The 14,286-nt window shown below is 64.0% G+C and carries 13 protein-coding genes; 3 read left to right on the forward strand and 10 right to left on the reverse strand.

The window, feature by feature from the left end:
• Positions 1-74 precede the first annotated feature (74 nt).
• The 5 genes from L981_RS25440 to L981_RS25460 all read right to left on the reverse strand — a co-directional run bounded on the left by L981_RS25440 (position 75) and on the right by L981_RS25460 (position 4,814).
• Entirely contained in the window at positions 75-1,724 is a 1,650-nt protein-coding gene (locus tag L981_RS25440; protein ID WP_043622912.1) for an ABC transporter substrate-binding protein, read from the reverse strand.
• Positions 1,725-1,764: 40 nt separating this feature from the next.
• Positions 1,765-2,787, reverse strand: coding sequence for a glycoside hydrolase family 3 N-terminal domain-containing protein (locus tag L981_RS25445; RefSeq protein ID WP_043622915.1), 1,023 nt, complete (start codon positions 2,785-2,787; stop codon positions 1,765-1,767).
• A 22-nt stretch (positions 2,788-2,809) separates the two neighbouring features.
• The gene (locus tag L981_RS25450) at positions 2,810-3,289 is read right to left on the reverse strand and encodes a GNAT family N-acetyltransferase (protein ID WP_043622917.1); all 480 of its coding nucleotides are present in this window, start codon (positions 3,287-3,289) and stop codon (positions 2,810-2,812) included.
• A 447-nt stretch (positions 3,290-3,736) separates the two neighbouring features.
• Positions 3,737-4,105, reverse strand: coding sequence for a YbaN family protein (locus L981_RS34040; protein WP_197067195.1), 369 nt, complete (start codon positions 4,103-4,105; stop codon positions 3,737-3,739).
• A gap of 19 nt (positions 4,106-4,124) precedes the next feature.
• Positions 4,125-4,814: a DUF2161 domain-containing phosphodiesterase gene (locus L981_RS25460; RefSeq protein ID WP_043622922.1), complete on the reverse strand. Its 690-nt coding sequence runs from the start codon at positions 4,812-4,814 to the stop codon at positions 4,125-4,127.
• Between the two features lie 247 nt (positions 4,815-5,061).
• Between L981_RS25460 and L981_RS25465 the strand changes: the two genes are divergently transcribed.
• Both L981_RS25465 and L981_RS25470 read left to right on the forward strand, forming a co-directional pair.
• Positions 5,062-6,414 carry a nodulation protein NfeD gene (locus L981_RS25465; RefSeq protein WP_043622924.1) on the forward strand — a complete coding sequence of 451 codons (1,353 nt, stop codon included), beginning with the start codon at positions 5,062-5,064 and terminating at the stop codon, positions 6,412-6,414.
• 54 nt (positions 6,415-6,468) lie between these two features.
• Entirely contained in the window at positions 6,469-7,254 is a 786-nt protein-coding gene (locus L981_RS25470; protein ID WP_043622927.1) for a slipin family protein, read from the forward strand.
• On the opposite strand, the gene L981_RS25475 is transcribed toward L981_RS25470, so the two are convergent.
• From L981_RS25475 to L981_RS25495, 5 genes are all read right to left on the reverse strand, one after another.
• On the reverse strand, positions 7,255-8,067 hold the full coding sequence (locus tag L981_RS25475; RefSeq protein WP_043622930.1) for an inositol monophosphatase family protein: 813 nt from the start codon (positions 8,065-8,067) through the stop codon (positions 7,255-7,257).
• A 33-nt stretch (positions 8,068-8,100) separates the two neighbouring features.
• Entirely contained in the window at positions 8,101-9,162 is a 1,062-nt protein-coding gene (locus L981_RS25480) for an ABC transporter ATP-binding protein (RefSeq protein WP_043622955.1), read from the reverse strand.
• Between the two features lie 8 nt (positions 9,163-9,170).
• Positions 9,171-11,405, reverse strand: a complete 2,235-nt coding sequence (locus L981_RS25485; RefSeq protein ID WP_043622934.1) for an iron ABC transporter permease — start codon at positions 11,403-11,405, stop codon at positions 9,171-9,173.
• A 140-nt stretch (positions 11,406-11,545) separates the two neighbouring features.
• Positions 11,546-12,571 (reverse strand): ABC transporter substrate-binding protein, encoded by a 1,026-nt coding sequence (locus L981_RS25490; RefSeq protein WP_043622937.1) that lies wholly within the window; start codon positions 12,569-12,571, stop codon positions 11,546-11,548.
• Positions 12,572-12,697: 126 nt separating this feature from the next.
• On the reverse strand, positions 12,698-13,720 hold the full coding sequence (locus L981_RS25495; RefSeq protein WP_245281716.1) for an ABC transporter substrate-binding protein: 1,023 nt from the start codon (positions 13,718-13,720) through the stop codon (positions 12,698-12,700).
• A gap of 218 nt (positions 13,721-13,938) precedes the next feature.
• Between L981_RS25495 and L981_RS25500 the strand changes: the two genes are divergently transcribed.
• A partial coding sequence (locus tag L981_RS25500) for a response regulator transcription factor (RefSeq protein WP_043622940.1) occupies positions 13,939-14,286 on the forward strand: 348 nt, incomplete at its 3' end.

Consider the following 14,286-nt stretch of genomic DNA (forward strand, 5'->3'; position numbering starts at 1 on the left):
GCCACCGTTGCTGATCGAGATGCGGCGCCCTCCCGGATCATCGTCCGAAAGGGCGCCGCGCCTTCGATCAGGGATCACTTCACCGGTTCAAGCGCCAGCAGGTGCAGAAGACGCGCCGGGTTGTTGCGCGTGATCGACGGGTTGACGAAGGGGTTTTCCGCCGTCGCCCAGCCCTTGAAGCGCTTGGTGTTGTACTGGTACCAGTTCGGGTTGTTGAACACCGGTATCATCGGCATGTTCTCGGCGACGATGCGCTGCGCCTTGTTCATCGCTTCCTTCTGCTTGGCAGGATCGGCAGTCTGTGTGAACTCGGTCAGCAGAGCCTCGACTTCCGGATTGAACCAGCGTTGCGAGGTGAAGCGGGTCTTGCCCTTGTCCGACGCGCTGAAGGCGCGCTTGTAGGGATAGTAGGGCGAGGCCGATGCCGGCAGGCTGTTGATCGCGGCGTCGAAGGTGCCGTTGATCAGGTTGCCGGTCCAGACGGCTTCCTCGGGCGTTTCGATCTTGGCGTCGAGGCCGACGGCCTGCAGGCCTTCAACGGCGATCGTCACCGTGTCGATCCAGTCGGTCCAGGAGCTCGGCACGATGATCGAGAACGAGATCTTGCTGCCATCCGGGTTGTCGCGGAAGCCGTCACCGTCCTTATCGGCATAGCCGGCCTCGTCGAGCAGCGCCTTGGCGGCGTCGGCATCATACTTGCCGTACTTGCCGAAATCGGCGGCAACCGACGGATCGGCCCAGCTCTTGTAGAGCTCGCCCATGCCGGCCGGATCTTCGTTCAGCGTCGGGTAGCCGTAGCCGGCGACGTCGACCATGGTGCCTCGGTCGAGCGCCATCGAGGCGGCACGGCGGAACTTCACGTCGTTGAAGGCCTTGCGGTTGTTTTCATTGGCCGTTTCCTGGTTGAACAGGAAAGCGACCATGCTGCTCGGCGAATACCAGAAGTGGAAGTGTTCCGGATCCTTGGCGACGTAGACGTTCTCGATATCCGGGATGAAGGAGACGCCCCAGTCGAGCGTGCCCGACGCGGTCGCGGTCAGGATCTGGTTGTTGTCGGCAAGCTGCGGGAAGCGCACGCAGTCGACCTTGAGCGTTGCTGCATCCCAATAGTGCGGGTTGCGGCACTGGTCGTAGGTCTGGCCGGTGAAACGCGGAATTTCGGTCAGCGGACCGCTGCCGACAGGTGTTTCGTTGGCGAAGGTCACCGGCTCGGCGATGTCCTTCCAGACGTGCTCGGGCACGATCGGCAACTGCGCCAGCTGTTCGGCTGCAAGCGAACTCGGGTTGGCGAGCGTGAAGCGCACGGTCTGGGCGTCCACCGCCTCGACACCGGTGATGAAGGTCCAGATGCTGACAAAGTCGAGCGCCGGGAACTTCTTCAGGTAGTCGTATGTGAACTTGACGTCGGTCGCCGTCAGCGGCTTGCCGTCCGACCACTTCAGGGTCGGGCGAAGCTTGAATTCGATCGACTTCAGGTCGTCGGCGAGCTTGAAGCTTTCTGCAAGGCGAAAGACCGGCTTGTTGCCGTCGAAGCGATTGAAGACGACCAGCGGCTCGTAGATGAAGTCGAGCGTGCTCTGGCGTGCCGAGGTCTGGTTGAACGGGTTGAAGTTGCGAACCCAGGTGGTCGCCGGCTCGATATTGGCCGTCAGCACGGTCTGTGCCGCGGCCGGGCCGGCGATGAGGGCGAGCGCGGTGGCTGCGCCGAGAAGTGATTTTTTCACGGTAGTTCCCCTTTTAGATCGCTAGGATTTCTTGTTTCGGTCAGGCAACGAGGGCGCTGTTGAAGATGTCCTCGACTTCGGCATGGGCTGCGCGCACATCGACCTTCAGCGTGCCGAGGCGCGCCTTGCCGGCCGCGATGCGTTTCAGTGCGGCTTCCGTCAGCGGCCTTGCCGCCTTGGCTGCCGCTTCGCTTTCCGCGAGTGTGCCGTGGCTGTGCAGCGCAATGTCGGAGCCGGCATCGAGCACCTGCCGGACGCGCTCCGGCAGTGTGCCGCGCAGCGATTCCATGAAGATGCAGTCGGAGACGAGCACGCCGTCATAGCCCATGTTGTTGCGGATGACGTCGTGCATGATCGGGGAGATGGACGCCGGCAGCTCCTTGTCGAAGGCCGAGTAGACGACGTGGGCGACCATGGCCCAGGGCGTGTCGCGAAGCGCAACGAAGGGCTTGAAATCGGTCGAAGTCAGCAACTCGCGCGAGGCGTCGACGACCGGGCGCTCTTTGTGCGAATCGAGCGTCGCGCGGCCGTGGCCGGGAATGTGCTTCATAACAGGCATGTTGCCGGTCTCGAGCAGGCCATCGACCACTTCGCGGCCGAGGGCTGCGATAAAATCCGGGTCGGCGCCGAAGGAACGGGCGCCGATGACGGAGCTCGTCGTCGAGAAGACGAGGTCGAGCACCGGCGAGCAGCCGCTCGTCAGGCCGAGCTCGGTCATCATCGTGCCCATGGCCTGGCTCGACAGGCGCAGCGCCTTCTTGCCGAGGGCAAAATCGTGGCGGGCCAGTTCGGCGAATTCGCCGAAGGAACGGAACAGCGGCCAAGGGCCGGCGTCGAGATGCTGAACGCGTCCGCCCTCCTGGTCGGTGAACACGGGAGCGTCTTCACGGCCGACGGCTTCGCGGAAGCGCTCGATCAGCACTTTCACCTGGCCGGGTTCGCGCTGGTTGCGGCGGCCGACGAAGAGGCCGAGCGGGTTGGTTTCGCGAAACAGCGCGAACTCGTCGTCCGAAAGCGTAGGGTTCGGAAGACCGACAAAAAGGGCGAGGGGTGTCGAGGACATTATTCAGGCTCCGAGATTGGAATTATTTGGACGGGCGACGCAGCATGCCCTGGTAGATCCCCTTGTCGGGGGCGGGGATCGGCACAGCGCCCACGGTCTTTGCGTAGAAATCGACGGGACCGGCGTCACCGATGAAGGCATAGGCGTGGCCAAGCGTCTTCATGGTGTCGAGGCAACTGGATAAGAGGGCGACGCCGATGCCCTTGCCGCGGGCGACGGGATCGACGCCGGTCGGGCCGAAGAAACCGGGAGCGGTCGTGTCGTAGCAGGCGAAGCCGACGAGCTTGCCGTCGTCAACCGCGATAAGACAGGCGACGGGCCTGCGCGTGAAGGCGACAGTCACCTCGCTCGCCCAGTTCTCGCTGAAGTTCTCCCGAACCCAGCCAACGACCAGGCCCATTTCCGGCGGCAAGGCGGGACGGATCGTCACCTTGTCGGTTTCGGTTCTGCGCTTGAGTTCACCGAGGATCGGCGAATACAAGCTCACCAGCATGTCAGGCATATGCTCCTCCACATATTCCTTTATTAAGGAATTGCTGCCTTTGTAATGCAATAGATGGAGCCAACCCGACCGGCTTGTCAATCGCCAATCGTCAGTTTTGGGGGTCTATCTGCGTTTCGCAGGTCCCCATGCGGGCCGATGAAACGTTTCCACGGCCGCTCGCTTTGTCTAAAATCACGCGATCGTGCATCGCGTGGATCCGAAACAACGGTCGAGCGAGAGAGCGAGCCGATGCGGGGCTGCGGAAATTGCACATTTGTACAACTTTGTTCTTGAGTTGTTCGAAGTATATTTTGATTTACAAAAACACTAAGTATGGATGTATACGCTTATAGCGTGTGCGCCCGGAGAATAGTTCGACCTTTTCGCGCGCAATCAAGTATTTCTTGAGAGGAAAAGTATCGTTTCCCGTTTGCGCCGGCCTGGTTTGTTGGCCGGGCCGACCGGCTATTCCGCTGGGCGCGTCAGGATGAAAACGGCGGGAAGCGCCATCGCGGCTGCGACGATTACGGCGAGCGACAGGCTCGGGTTGCCGAAGAAAAGGAAGAGGCCGAAGCTGGCGGCCATCAGGCTGACGGCGCCGGTCTTGGCCCGACGGGAGATCGCCCCCTTTTCGCGCCACAGCCGAAGCGAGGCACCGAAGACCCGGTGGTTGAGCAACCATTGCTCCAGCCGGGGCGAGGCGCGGGCAAAGAGCCCGGCCGCCAGCAACAGGAACGGCGTCGTCGGCAGGATCGGAAGGAAGGCGCCGATGACGCCGAGGCCGACCATCAGCCACGCGAGGCAAAGATAGAGAAGGCGAAGCGCGGGGTTCACCGGATGGCTCCAAGCTGGGTCATGCTTCGGATGCCTCGGCGCTCGCGACCGTTGCGGTCTCGAGCGGGGGCCAGCGACGAAGCGCCTCGGCGCCCTGTTCCGACAGCGCGTAGAGGCCGCGGTCGATCTTCTCGAACCAGCCATAGACGTTGCTAAGCAGGATCTTGGCGGCATCGGGTGCGACCGGGCGCAGGTCGCGCGGGCGTTGCTGGCCGGCTTGCAGGGCGGCGGCGCAGGCCAGCGCCTGCTGCCGGTAGGCGGTCATGATCGGTGTGCGGGTGGCACCACCCGCGGTCGGATCGCCCTTACGGCGGCGATGTTCGCTGATCAGGCGCGCCCGCTTGCGGTTGTTCTTGCGCGGCATCACCGCAGAGGCGGTGAGAATGACGTCGACCATGCCGTTGTCAGCGACCGAAAGCATGCCGAAGCCGAGCCGGCGGCAGAGATCGCGGAAACGGCGGTCACTCTCCCGCCCCTTGCCCTTGGCCGAGACACGGGCGGCGACCCACACCTCGTCGCCGGCGGTGGCGCGATCGACCGCCTGGAGGATCAGTTCAAGATTGAAGCTCAGCTTCAGTTCGCATACGACCACCAGCGGCGGTTCGTCGTCGCTGAGTGCGACGATATCGCAGCCGCCGATCTCGCCCTTGACGCTATAGCCGCGGGTTTCAAAGAAGCTCTTGATCGGCTGGTAGAGGGTCGTCTCCAAACCCAAAAATCCTGTTCTGCTGAAACTGGAAGGCGCCATGAAGGCGGCCTCGAATAGGCGGCGAAGCGTTGCCGCCGAAATGAACACCTAGCAGATAACGCCGATCGTCGCCGTTGTCATCCCGCGCTCTGACTTGCGGGCTCGGGTGAGCAGTAGCAGCCTTCGCTTCGTCCTAACCTTGTGTTGTGCTATCATGCGGCGAGTGGCCCTGTTCGCAGGTGTCGAGCATGCGAGGTTCTGACGACGGATGTTGCGAACCCTCACGCTGTTGTTTTTGTTGATCTTGTCCTTCGCGTTTCCAGCTTCGTCGCGGGCCGAAAACGATCGGGTCGCCTTGGTGCTGCATGTCAACGGCGCCATCGGTCCGGCGACCGCCGAATATGTCAGGCGCGGCCTGACGAAGGCGGAAGAGCGCCGGCTGCCGCTGGTGGTTCTGCAGATCGATACGCCCGGCGGGCTCGACACCTCGATGCGCGAGATCATCCGCGCGATCCTTGGCTCGCCCATACCGGTCGCAACCTACGTTGCGCCGAGCGGTGCGCGGGCGGCGAGCGCCGGCACCTATATCCTCTATGCCAGCCACGTCGCGGCGATGGCGCCGGGAACGAACCTTGGTGCGGCGACGCCGATCGCGATCGGCGGCGACATGTTCGGTCAGGGTAAGGACGGCGACACCGGCAAGGACGGCGACAAACAGCCGGCGGCGCAGAGCCCTGCCGAGGCGAAAATGGTCAACGATGCCGTAGCCTATATCCGCGGGCTGGCGGAGTTGCGTGGTCGCAATGCCGACTGGGCCGAAAAGGCGGTGCGCGAGGCTGCAAGCCTCTCGGCCGAGGCGGCCGTCCGGGAGAAGGTTGCCGATTTCACTGCGACCGACGTTGCCGATCTGCTGAAGCAGGCGAACGGTCGGACGGTGCGCGTCGGGCAGCGGGAGATCGTGCTCGACACGGCAAGTCTTGCGAGCGAGGACTTCGTGCCCGACTGGCGCACCCGGCTGCTTTCGGTGGTCACTGATCCCAACATCGCGGCCATCCTGATGATGATCGGCATCTACGGCCTGATCTTCGAATTCCTGTCGCCGGGGTCGGTGGCGCCGGGAACCATCGGCGGTATCTGCCTGCTGCTCGGGCTCTATGCGCTTTCGGTGCTGCCCGTCAGCTACGCCGGCATCGGGCTGATCATGCTGGGGATCGGATTGATGGTCGCCGAGGCGCATTCGCCATCCTTCGGCGTGCTCGGTGCCGGCGGCAGTTTTGCACTGGTCTTGGGTGCGGCCATTCTCTTCGACACGGACACGCCGGGTTTTGGGGTTTCCTGGCCCGTACTTACGGTGCTTGCAGTTGCAAGCCTTGGCTTCAGCCTGCTGGTCGCGCGGCTTGCCTTCAGCTCGCGCCGCCATGTGGTGGTGACCGGCGGCGAACAGATGATCGGCCTTGCCGGCACGGTCGAAAACTGGACCGGAGCGGCCGGCTACGTCATCGCCCATGGCGAGCGCTGGCAAGCCGTCAGCACCGAGACTCTGTCGAGAGGCGAGAATGTGAAGGTCATCGGGCGGAACGGATTGACGCTCGAAGTGATCCGCGAAGGGCCAAAGACATAGCGCCGGCGGATCCGGTGAGGGCGCGGTGAAGGCGCCCGGAATGGAGGAATGGTCATGGACATGTTCGGGAGCCTTGCTCCTTTTGCCGCGTTGCTGGTGCTCGCCATTCTCGTTATCGCCTATTCGATCCGGATCCTGCGCGAATACGAGCGCGGCGTGGTCTTCACGCTCGGCCGGTTCACCGGCGTCAAGGGGCCGGGGCTGATCCTGCTTGTGCCCTATGTGCAGCAGATGGTGCGGGTCGATCTCAGGACCCGGGTGCTGGATGTGCCGAGCCAGGATGTCATCTCCCACGACAACGTGTCCGTCCGCGTCAGCGCCGTGATCTACTTCCGGGTGATCGATGCGGAGAAATCGACGATCCAGGTCGAGGATTTCATGATGGCGACCAGCCAGCTGGCGCAGACGACCCTGCGCTCGGTGCTCGGCAAACACGACCTCGACGAAATGCTGGCCGAGCGCGACCGTCTGAACGACGATATCCAGAAGATCCTCGACAGCCAGACGGATGCCTGGGGCATCAAGGTGGCGACGGTCGAGATCAAGCATGTCGACATCAACGAGAGCATGGTCCGGGCGATCGCCCGTCAGGCCGAAGCCGAGCGCGAGCGGCGCGCCAAGGTGATCAACGCCGAGGGCGAGCAGCAGGCGGCGGCCAAACTGCTTGAGGCCGCCGAGATCCTCGCCCGGCAGCCTCAGGCCATGCAGTTGCGCTATCTGAGCACCTTGAACGTCATTGCCGGCGAGAAGAACTCGACCGTGATCTTCCCGTTCCCGATGGAGCTCGGCGGCCTGCTGGGCTTCAAGCCCGACAAGCCGACCGGCCCGACCGAGCGGTGATCAGGCTGCTGCCCGGTCGAGCTGGGCGACCTTCAGCAGGTCGTCGACCGCGCCGGGTGCTGCCGCCAGCACCGGCGCCCAATGCGTCAGCGCCTCGCCGCGCGCCGGGAAAGGCAGCGTCCAGCCGCCGGCTTCGGTCACCAGGCAATAGCCGCCGAGGCAATCCCAGGCATGCATGTAAGGCTCGTAGTAGCCGACGAGGCGACCGGCGGCGACATAGGCGATCATCAGCGCGCCGGAGCCGTTGCGCATGAAGTTGCCGCCGTCCGAAAGCAGGCGCTCGACGATAGCGCCCATCTCGCCCGGCTTCACCTGGTCGTTGGCGCCAAGCCCGGTGACGGCGTTGCGGATCGTGCGGGTGCCGTCGAGACGAAGCGGCTTGCCGTTCAGCGTTGCGCCCCGGCCGGTTGCCGCGGCATAGGTTTCCTGATGGCAGGGTGCGTGGATGACGCCGATCACAGGCTTCTCCGCATGGACCACCGCAATCGAGACGCACCAGTTCGGCATGCCGTTGACAAAGGGCGTGGTGCCGTCGATCGGGTCGAGCACCCAGGTGAAGCCGGATGTGCCGTCGAGAAGACCATGCTCCTCTCCGAGCACGCCATCGTCAGGAAACGCGGCCGCGATCTTGTCGCGGATCAGCGTCTCGACGTTGCGGTCGGCGATCGACACGACGTCGTGGGCGTCGCGCTTGGTCTCGATGACGAGCGTTTCGCGCTTCAGAAAGTAATCGTAGGCGAGCCGGCCAGCCTCTTCGGCCATGGATTTGGCAAGCGCGAACCGGGCATCGAGGCCGGCAATTTCAGCAGTCATGCAAGTGTCCTTCTCGTATCCAGTTGTGAAAAGTCATGCGTCAATCAAAGCGAGGCCCCGGTTGCGAAAACCGATGGCGACCTCCGTTGCCGGAGATAGCATTTCCTCCACCGCCTGATCGACAACAAAGAGGAGGCCTGCCGGCGTTTCGACCTCGTATTCGACGTGGCCGCCGAGATAGGCGGCGCTGCTGATCGTGCCGGAAAGGGCAGCACCCTTGGCCGGCGTCAGCGTCACAGCGTTGGGCCTGACCGCGAGTTTCGACGGACCCGGCCGGGCACCCTTGGAGGGCAGGCGGTGCTCAAATCCGCCGATGCGGATCGTCGCCTGGCCGGCGTCTGCCGCGGTCACCTCGCAAGGCAGCACATTGGCCTCGCCCATGAAGTCGGCGATGAAGGTGGAGGCCGGCGCTTCATAGAGGTCGCGCGGCGCGCCTTGCTGTGCGATCGCGCCATCCTTCATGACGATGATGCGATCGGAAACCGCAAGCGCCTCATCCTGGTCGTGGGTGACGTAGACGGCGGTGAAGCCGAGGCGCTGCTGCAACTCGCGGATTTCCGTGCGCACCTTGCGGCGCAGACGCGCGTCGAGGTTGGACAGCGGTTCGTCGAGCAGCAGCACCTGCGGTTCGAGCACGAGCGCGCGGGCAACGGCGACGCGCTGCTGCTGGCCGCCGGAAAGTTCGGCCGGAAGCCGCTGGCCGAGACCGCCAAGGCCGACGAGCTGCAGGCCTTCTTCGGCGCGCTCACGCGCTTCCTTCTTCTTGATCCCCGAGGATTCGAGGCCGTAGGCGACATTGTCGAGCGCCGACATGTGCGGGAACAGCGCATAGGACTGGAAGACCATCGACACGTCGCGTTCGTTGGCCGGCAGCATGGTCACGTCCTTGCCGCCGATCAGGATCCGGCCGGCGGACGGGTGTTCGAGGCCCGCCAGCATGCGTAGCGTCGTCGTCTTGCCACAGCCGGAGGGGCCGAGCAGGGTCACCAGCGTGCCCGGCTCGATGGTGAGCGACAGGTCGTGGATGGCGGTGAAGCTGCCGAACTGCTTGCGCACGTTCTGGAAGACGACCGAGCCGGTGCGCGGGGTGTTCATGGAGGTGCTCATGCGGTTTTCTCCTGGGAGATGGTGTTGGACGAACGGGCCGGAGCGGCGCCGAGGACGCGGTTTTCGCGCCTCAGCTTGCGTTCGCCGACGAGGAGTTGCAGGCCGGTGATGACGGTGATCATCACCAGGATGAGGGCCGAGGAGTAGGCGATCGCCACGCCGAATTCGCCGTTTTCGACGAGGCCGACGATGTAGGCGGTTGCCATGTTGTATTCGGCGCTGACAAGGAAGACGACGGCGCTGATCGAGGTGATCGCCCGGACGAAGGAATAGACCAACGCTGCGACGATCGCCGGCCTCAAGAGCGGCAGGATGACCTTGCGCAAGGTGCGGAAGCTCGTTGCCCGCAGCGTCAGCGATGCCTCATCGAGGCTCTTGTCGAGCTGGCTCATGGCCGCAATCCCGCCGCGCACGCCGACCGGCATGTTGCGGAAGACGAAGCAGGCAACGAGGATCAGCGCCGTGCCGGTCATTTCCAGCGGCGGCAGGTTGAAGGCGATGATGTAGCTGATGCCGATGACCGTGCCGGGAATGGCAAAGCTCAACATCAGCGCGAACTCGAAGACGTCACGCCCGGCGAAACGCTGGCGCACGATCAGATAAGCCGTCAGCAGACCCACCATGGCGGTCAGCGGTGCTGCGATCAGTGAGATCTCCATGGTCGTCCAGAAGGAGTTCCAGGCAACACCCGTCCAGGCGATCGCGCCGTCGGCAAAGGAGATCGAGAAGGCCTTGGCGTAGTGGTCGAGCGTTAGCGAGTTGTCGAGGCCCCAGGTCTTCACGAAGCCGCCGAAGAGGATCATGCCGTAGACGACGACGGTGAAGATCATCCAGGGAATGACGATGGCGTGTACGCCGATCGAGATCGAGCGTGGCAGCGCGCTATGGGCGCCGGAGTCGCCCTTGCCCGTGACTGTTGAGTAGTTCTTGCCGGCGAGCCAGTAGCGTTGCGCGACGAAGGCCGTGAGCGTGAAGCAGAGAAGGATGATGGCGAGTACGGCCGCGCGAGACGGGTCGTTCTGCGCGCCGACGACGGCGAAGAAGATTTCGGTCGAAAGCACCCCGTGGCTGCCACCGAGCACCAGCGGATTGCCGAAGTCGGCCATGCTTTCGATGAAGCCGATGAGGAAGGCGTTGGCGAGGCCAGGCTTCATCAAGGGCAGCGAGACGGTCCAGAAGGTGCGCCAACGATCGGCGCGCAGCGTCTGCGACGCTTCTTCCATGGAGGGACTGACGCCTTCCACGACGCCGATCAAAACGAGGAACGAGATCGGGGTGAAGGAAAGGACCTGGGCGATCCAGATGCCGGTGAGGCCGTAGAGCCAGCGGCCCGGTTCGACGCCGAAGGCATCGGAGAGAAATTCGGTAACGACGCCGGCGCGGCCGAAGAGCAGCGTCAGCGCCAGGCCGATGACGAAGGGCGGGGTGATGATCGGCAACACCGTCAAGAGCCGCATGCCCTTCTTGAAGGGGAAGCGGGTGCGGGTGGCGACGAGCGCGAAGGCAAGGCCAAGCAGCGTCGAGCCGGACGCCGTCATCAGCGCCAGCCACAGGGTGCGCCAGGCGACGCCGCAACGACCTTCGCCGACGACGCAGCTCAGGCTCCAGATCGAGGCGTCCTGGATATTGCGGATGAAACCGTCCGGCTTGAACGAGCCGTCGAAATCCTGAACCGACGCCGCGAACATGCTGCCGACCGGGTAGAAGACGAAGACGATGACGAGGGTCACGAGCAGGGAAATCGCCGCGACGATGAAGGCGTCGCCCTTGAGCACGCCGCGCTCCGCAAGCCCGAAGGCGAACAGAAGAACGAAGGTGAGGGCCATGAGCACGGCGCCGGCGCCCATCGACGGCTGACCGTCGGAAAGCGTGCCGAACAGCGTCTCGCTCATTGTCCAGGTCCAGCCGGAAAAGCCGATCGCCAGCCCCTGGAGAGCAAGATAGAGAACGCCCGCTGCGCCGGCGACGGCAAGCAGAAGGCCTCGACGCGCGGGATCGCGGACGAAACGCGCTGCCACGCCGATGCCGAGCAGCGCCAGCGCCACGATCAGCCATGGCTTACCATGGGCGAAGATCTGCATCAGGCCGGGGGCAACGGCTGGATTGCCGGGGAAATCGGCGAGCCAGCCGAGCCCGAAGAAGCCGCCTTCGATGCGGTACCAGGGGACAGCCAAGAATGCGGCCAGTCCGAGCCCGAGCGTTAGGTCGAGCCTGCGGTTGCGATGTTCCATGACGGTCCTCGCGCAATTTGAAATGAAAGATGATGTGACGTCACATCGCCCCGGCACCTGCCGGAGGCGAAGAACGACGGTTGGGACCGTTGGGCGGTGCCGGCCGGATCAAACACCCGGCCGAACCGTTCAAACCGCGATCAGTTGGCGCTGGCGCCGACTTCGCGATCCCAGCGCTCGAGCAGCGCCTTGCGCTTCTCGGCATCGCCGAAGGTGGCGAAGTCGTAGTCGATCAGCTTGATGTCTTCGAACTTCGGCGCTTCCTTCGGCACCTCGGCCGACTTGTTGGACGGCAGCTGGAAGGACTTGGCGTCCTTCATGCGCGACTGGACCTCGGGCTTCAACGCCCAGTCGTACCAGGCCTTGGCATTGTCCAGATTCTTGGCGCCGCGGATGATCGACATAGAACCGATCTCGTAGCCGGTGCCCTCGCAGGGTGCGATCGACTTGATCGGGAAGCCTTCGGCAGTCTGTGCCACGGCGTCGTGCATGAAGACGATGCCGAGGCCGGCTTCGCCGCGTGCGGCTGCCTTCACCGGTGCCGAGCCCGACTTGGTGTACTGCGCGATGTTGCCGTTGAGTTTCTTGAGGTAATCGAAGGCCTGGTCCTCGCCCATGATCTGCACCAGCGAGGCAAGCGCCGTGTAGGCGGTGCCCGACGAGTTCGGGTTGGCCATCTGGATCTCGCCCTTCAGCGATGGGTCGAGCAGGTCGGCCCAGCACTTCGGCTCTTTCAGGCCCTTCTTCTGGAAGATCTCGGTGTTGTAGCCCCAGCCGAGCGCGCCGGCATAAACGCCGACGGTGCGGAAGCCCGAGCCTTCAGCCTGCTTCTTCGCCCAATCCTGGAGCTGGTCCAGCATCGGTGACTTGTACTCGAGCGTCAGGCCGTCGGAGGCTGCCTGCAGATGCGGGTCGCCGGTGCCGGCCCACCAGATGTCGGTCTTCGGGTTGCGCGCCTCGGCGCGGATCTTGGCGTAGGTTTCGCCCGAAGACAGGCGAACCATGTTGACCTTGATACCGGTTTCCTTCTGGAAATCGCCGGTCATCTGCTCGCAGATCACCACGTCTGCCGAGCAGATGAGGTTGAGGCTGCCGGCGGCCTGGGCGGGCAGCGCGGCAAGCGCCGTGCCGCCAAAAAGCATGAGGGAAAGCGTCGTTGTTTTCATTGGGGCATCCTCCTGTTGCCTGTTTGAAACTTGGACGTGAACGGGCATGGGGCGGCCATCGGCCTGCCCGCCGGGCGGCACGTTCACGATTTCGGTACTGTGGATTACTGGGCTCCCGCGGAGCGCTCAGTTCGTCGCGGCGATCTCCGCGTCGAACCGTTTGAGCAGTCGACTTCGTTCGTCCGGCGAGCCGAAGGTGGCGAAGTCGAAATCGACCATTTTGATCAGCGAAATGTCGGGTGCGGCCGGCGGCAGCTCGGCGCGGGCATTGGATGGGACCTGGTTCTGGCCGGCGGCCGCACCCGTGCCCTGGCCTTCCGGGGTGAGTGCGAAGTCGACGAAGCTCTTGGCGCTTTCCAGGTGCCGCGCGCCCTTGACGATGCTGACGGCGCCGATTTCGTAGCCCGTCCCTTCGCAGGGCGCGACGATGACGAGCGGCGAGCCGGCCTGCTTCTGCGTGACCGCGTCATGCATGAAGGAGATGCCGATCAGGGTCTCGCCGCGTGCCGCCGCCTTCACCGGAGCCGAGCCGGCCGTGGTGTACTGGTCGATGTTGCGGTTGAGCGCGGCCATGAACCGGAAGGCCTCGTCCTCGCCGAAGAGCTGCACCAGCGTTGCAAGCGTGGTGAAGGCGGTGCCCGACGAATTCGGGTTGCCGCTGCGGATACGGCCGCGATAGGCCTTGTCGGCGAGATCCTTCCAGCAGGTCGGGGCCGGCAGTTTCAGGGCATGCAACAGGTCGGCATTGTAGGCAAAGCCGAGCGCTCCGGCATAAATGCCCGCCGAACGTCCGCCGGAGATGGCGAAGAAATTCTGTGCCCAGGGCAGCATGTCGCGTTCATGCGCCGGGCGGTAGGGTTCAAGCAGGTTTTCCGATCCCGCCTGCAGATGGGTGTCGCCGGTCCCGCCCCACCACACGTCGATGGTCGGGGCGTCCTTTTCGTCGCGGATCTGGGTGAGGATGTCGCCGTTGCTCTTTCGGGTCATGGCGACCTCGATGCCCGACTTCGTCTCGAACGCGGCCTTCATCGTCGTGCACCACGCCTCGTCGACACCGCAAAGTACTGTCAGTGCCGGTGCCGTCATGCCTGACGTGGCGGCGCACAGCCACAGGGCCACGCCCGCGCCGATAGCGGTGATGCCTCTCACGATGTCCTCCCATTTGGAGCGCTGCCGCCCCAATCTCCGCAATCAGGATGTCGGTATTCCCCGCGGGTCGCAACCCGCAGAATGGTTACCGTTCTTACAACACGAATGCGGCTTTGCCGTTTCAAGATTACAAAGATTACAAATGTGACAATGCGGATAACGCGAGCCGCTTTGATCATTGGGACAGCCCCGCCTATGATGGCGACGGGAGGACGTGCATGCTGAGTGAGAGAATACGGATTCTGATCGTCGAGGACGATCCGGACATGGCGGAGCTCGTTTCCGATCTGGTGGAGGCCGAAGGCTGGATGCCGCTGACGGCGCCTTCGGCGGAGGCTGCCGCCATCGTCCTCGAGCGGGAAACGGTGCACCTGGTGCTCGTCGACCATAACCTGCCTGGAACGTCGGGCCGGACCTTTGCCCAGCGACTGCGGGCGCGCACCAATATCGGCATCGTCATGGTCACGGCGGCCGGCAGCGCGGCCGACCGGGTGCTGGGACTGGAGACGGCCGCCGACGATTATGTCGTCAAACCGTTCGAGCCGATCGAACTGACGGCCCGGATC

The sequence above is a fragment of the Ensifer sp. ZNC0028 genome, assembly GCF_000799055.1.
GTDB lineage: Bacteria > Pseudomonadota > Alphaproteobacteria > Rhizobiales > Rhizobiaceae > Ensifer.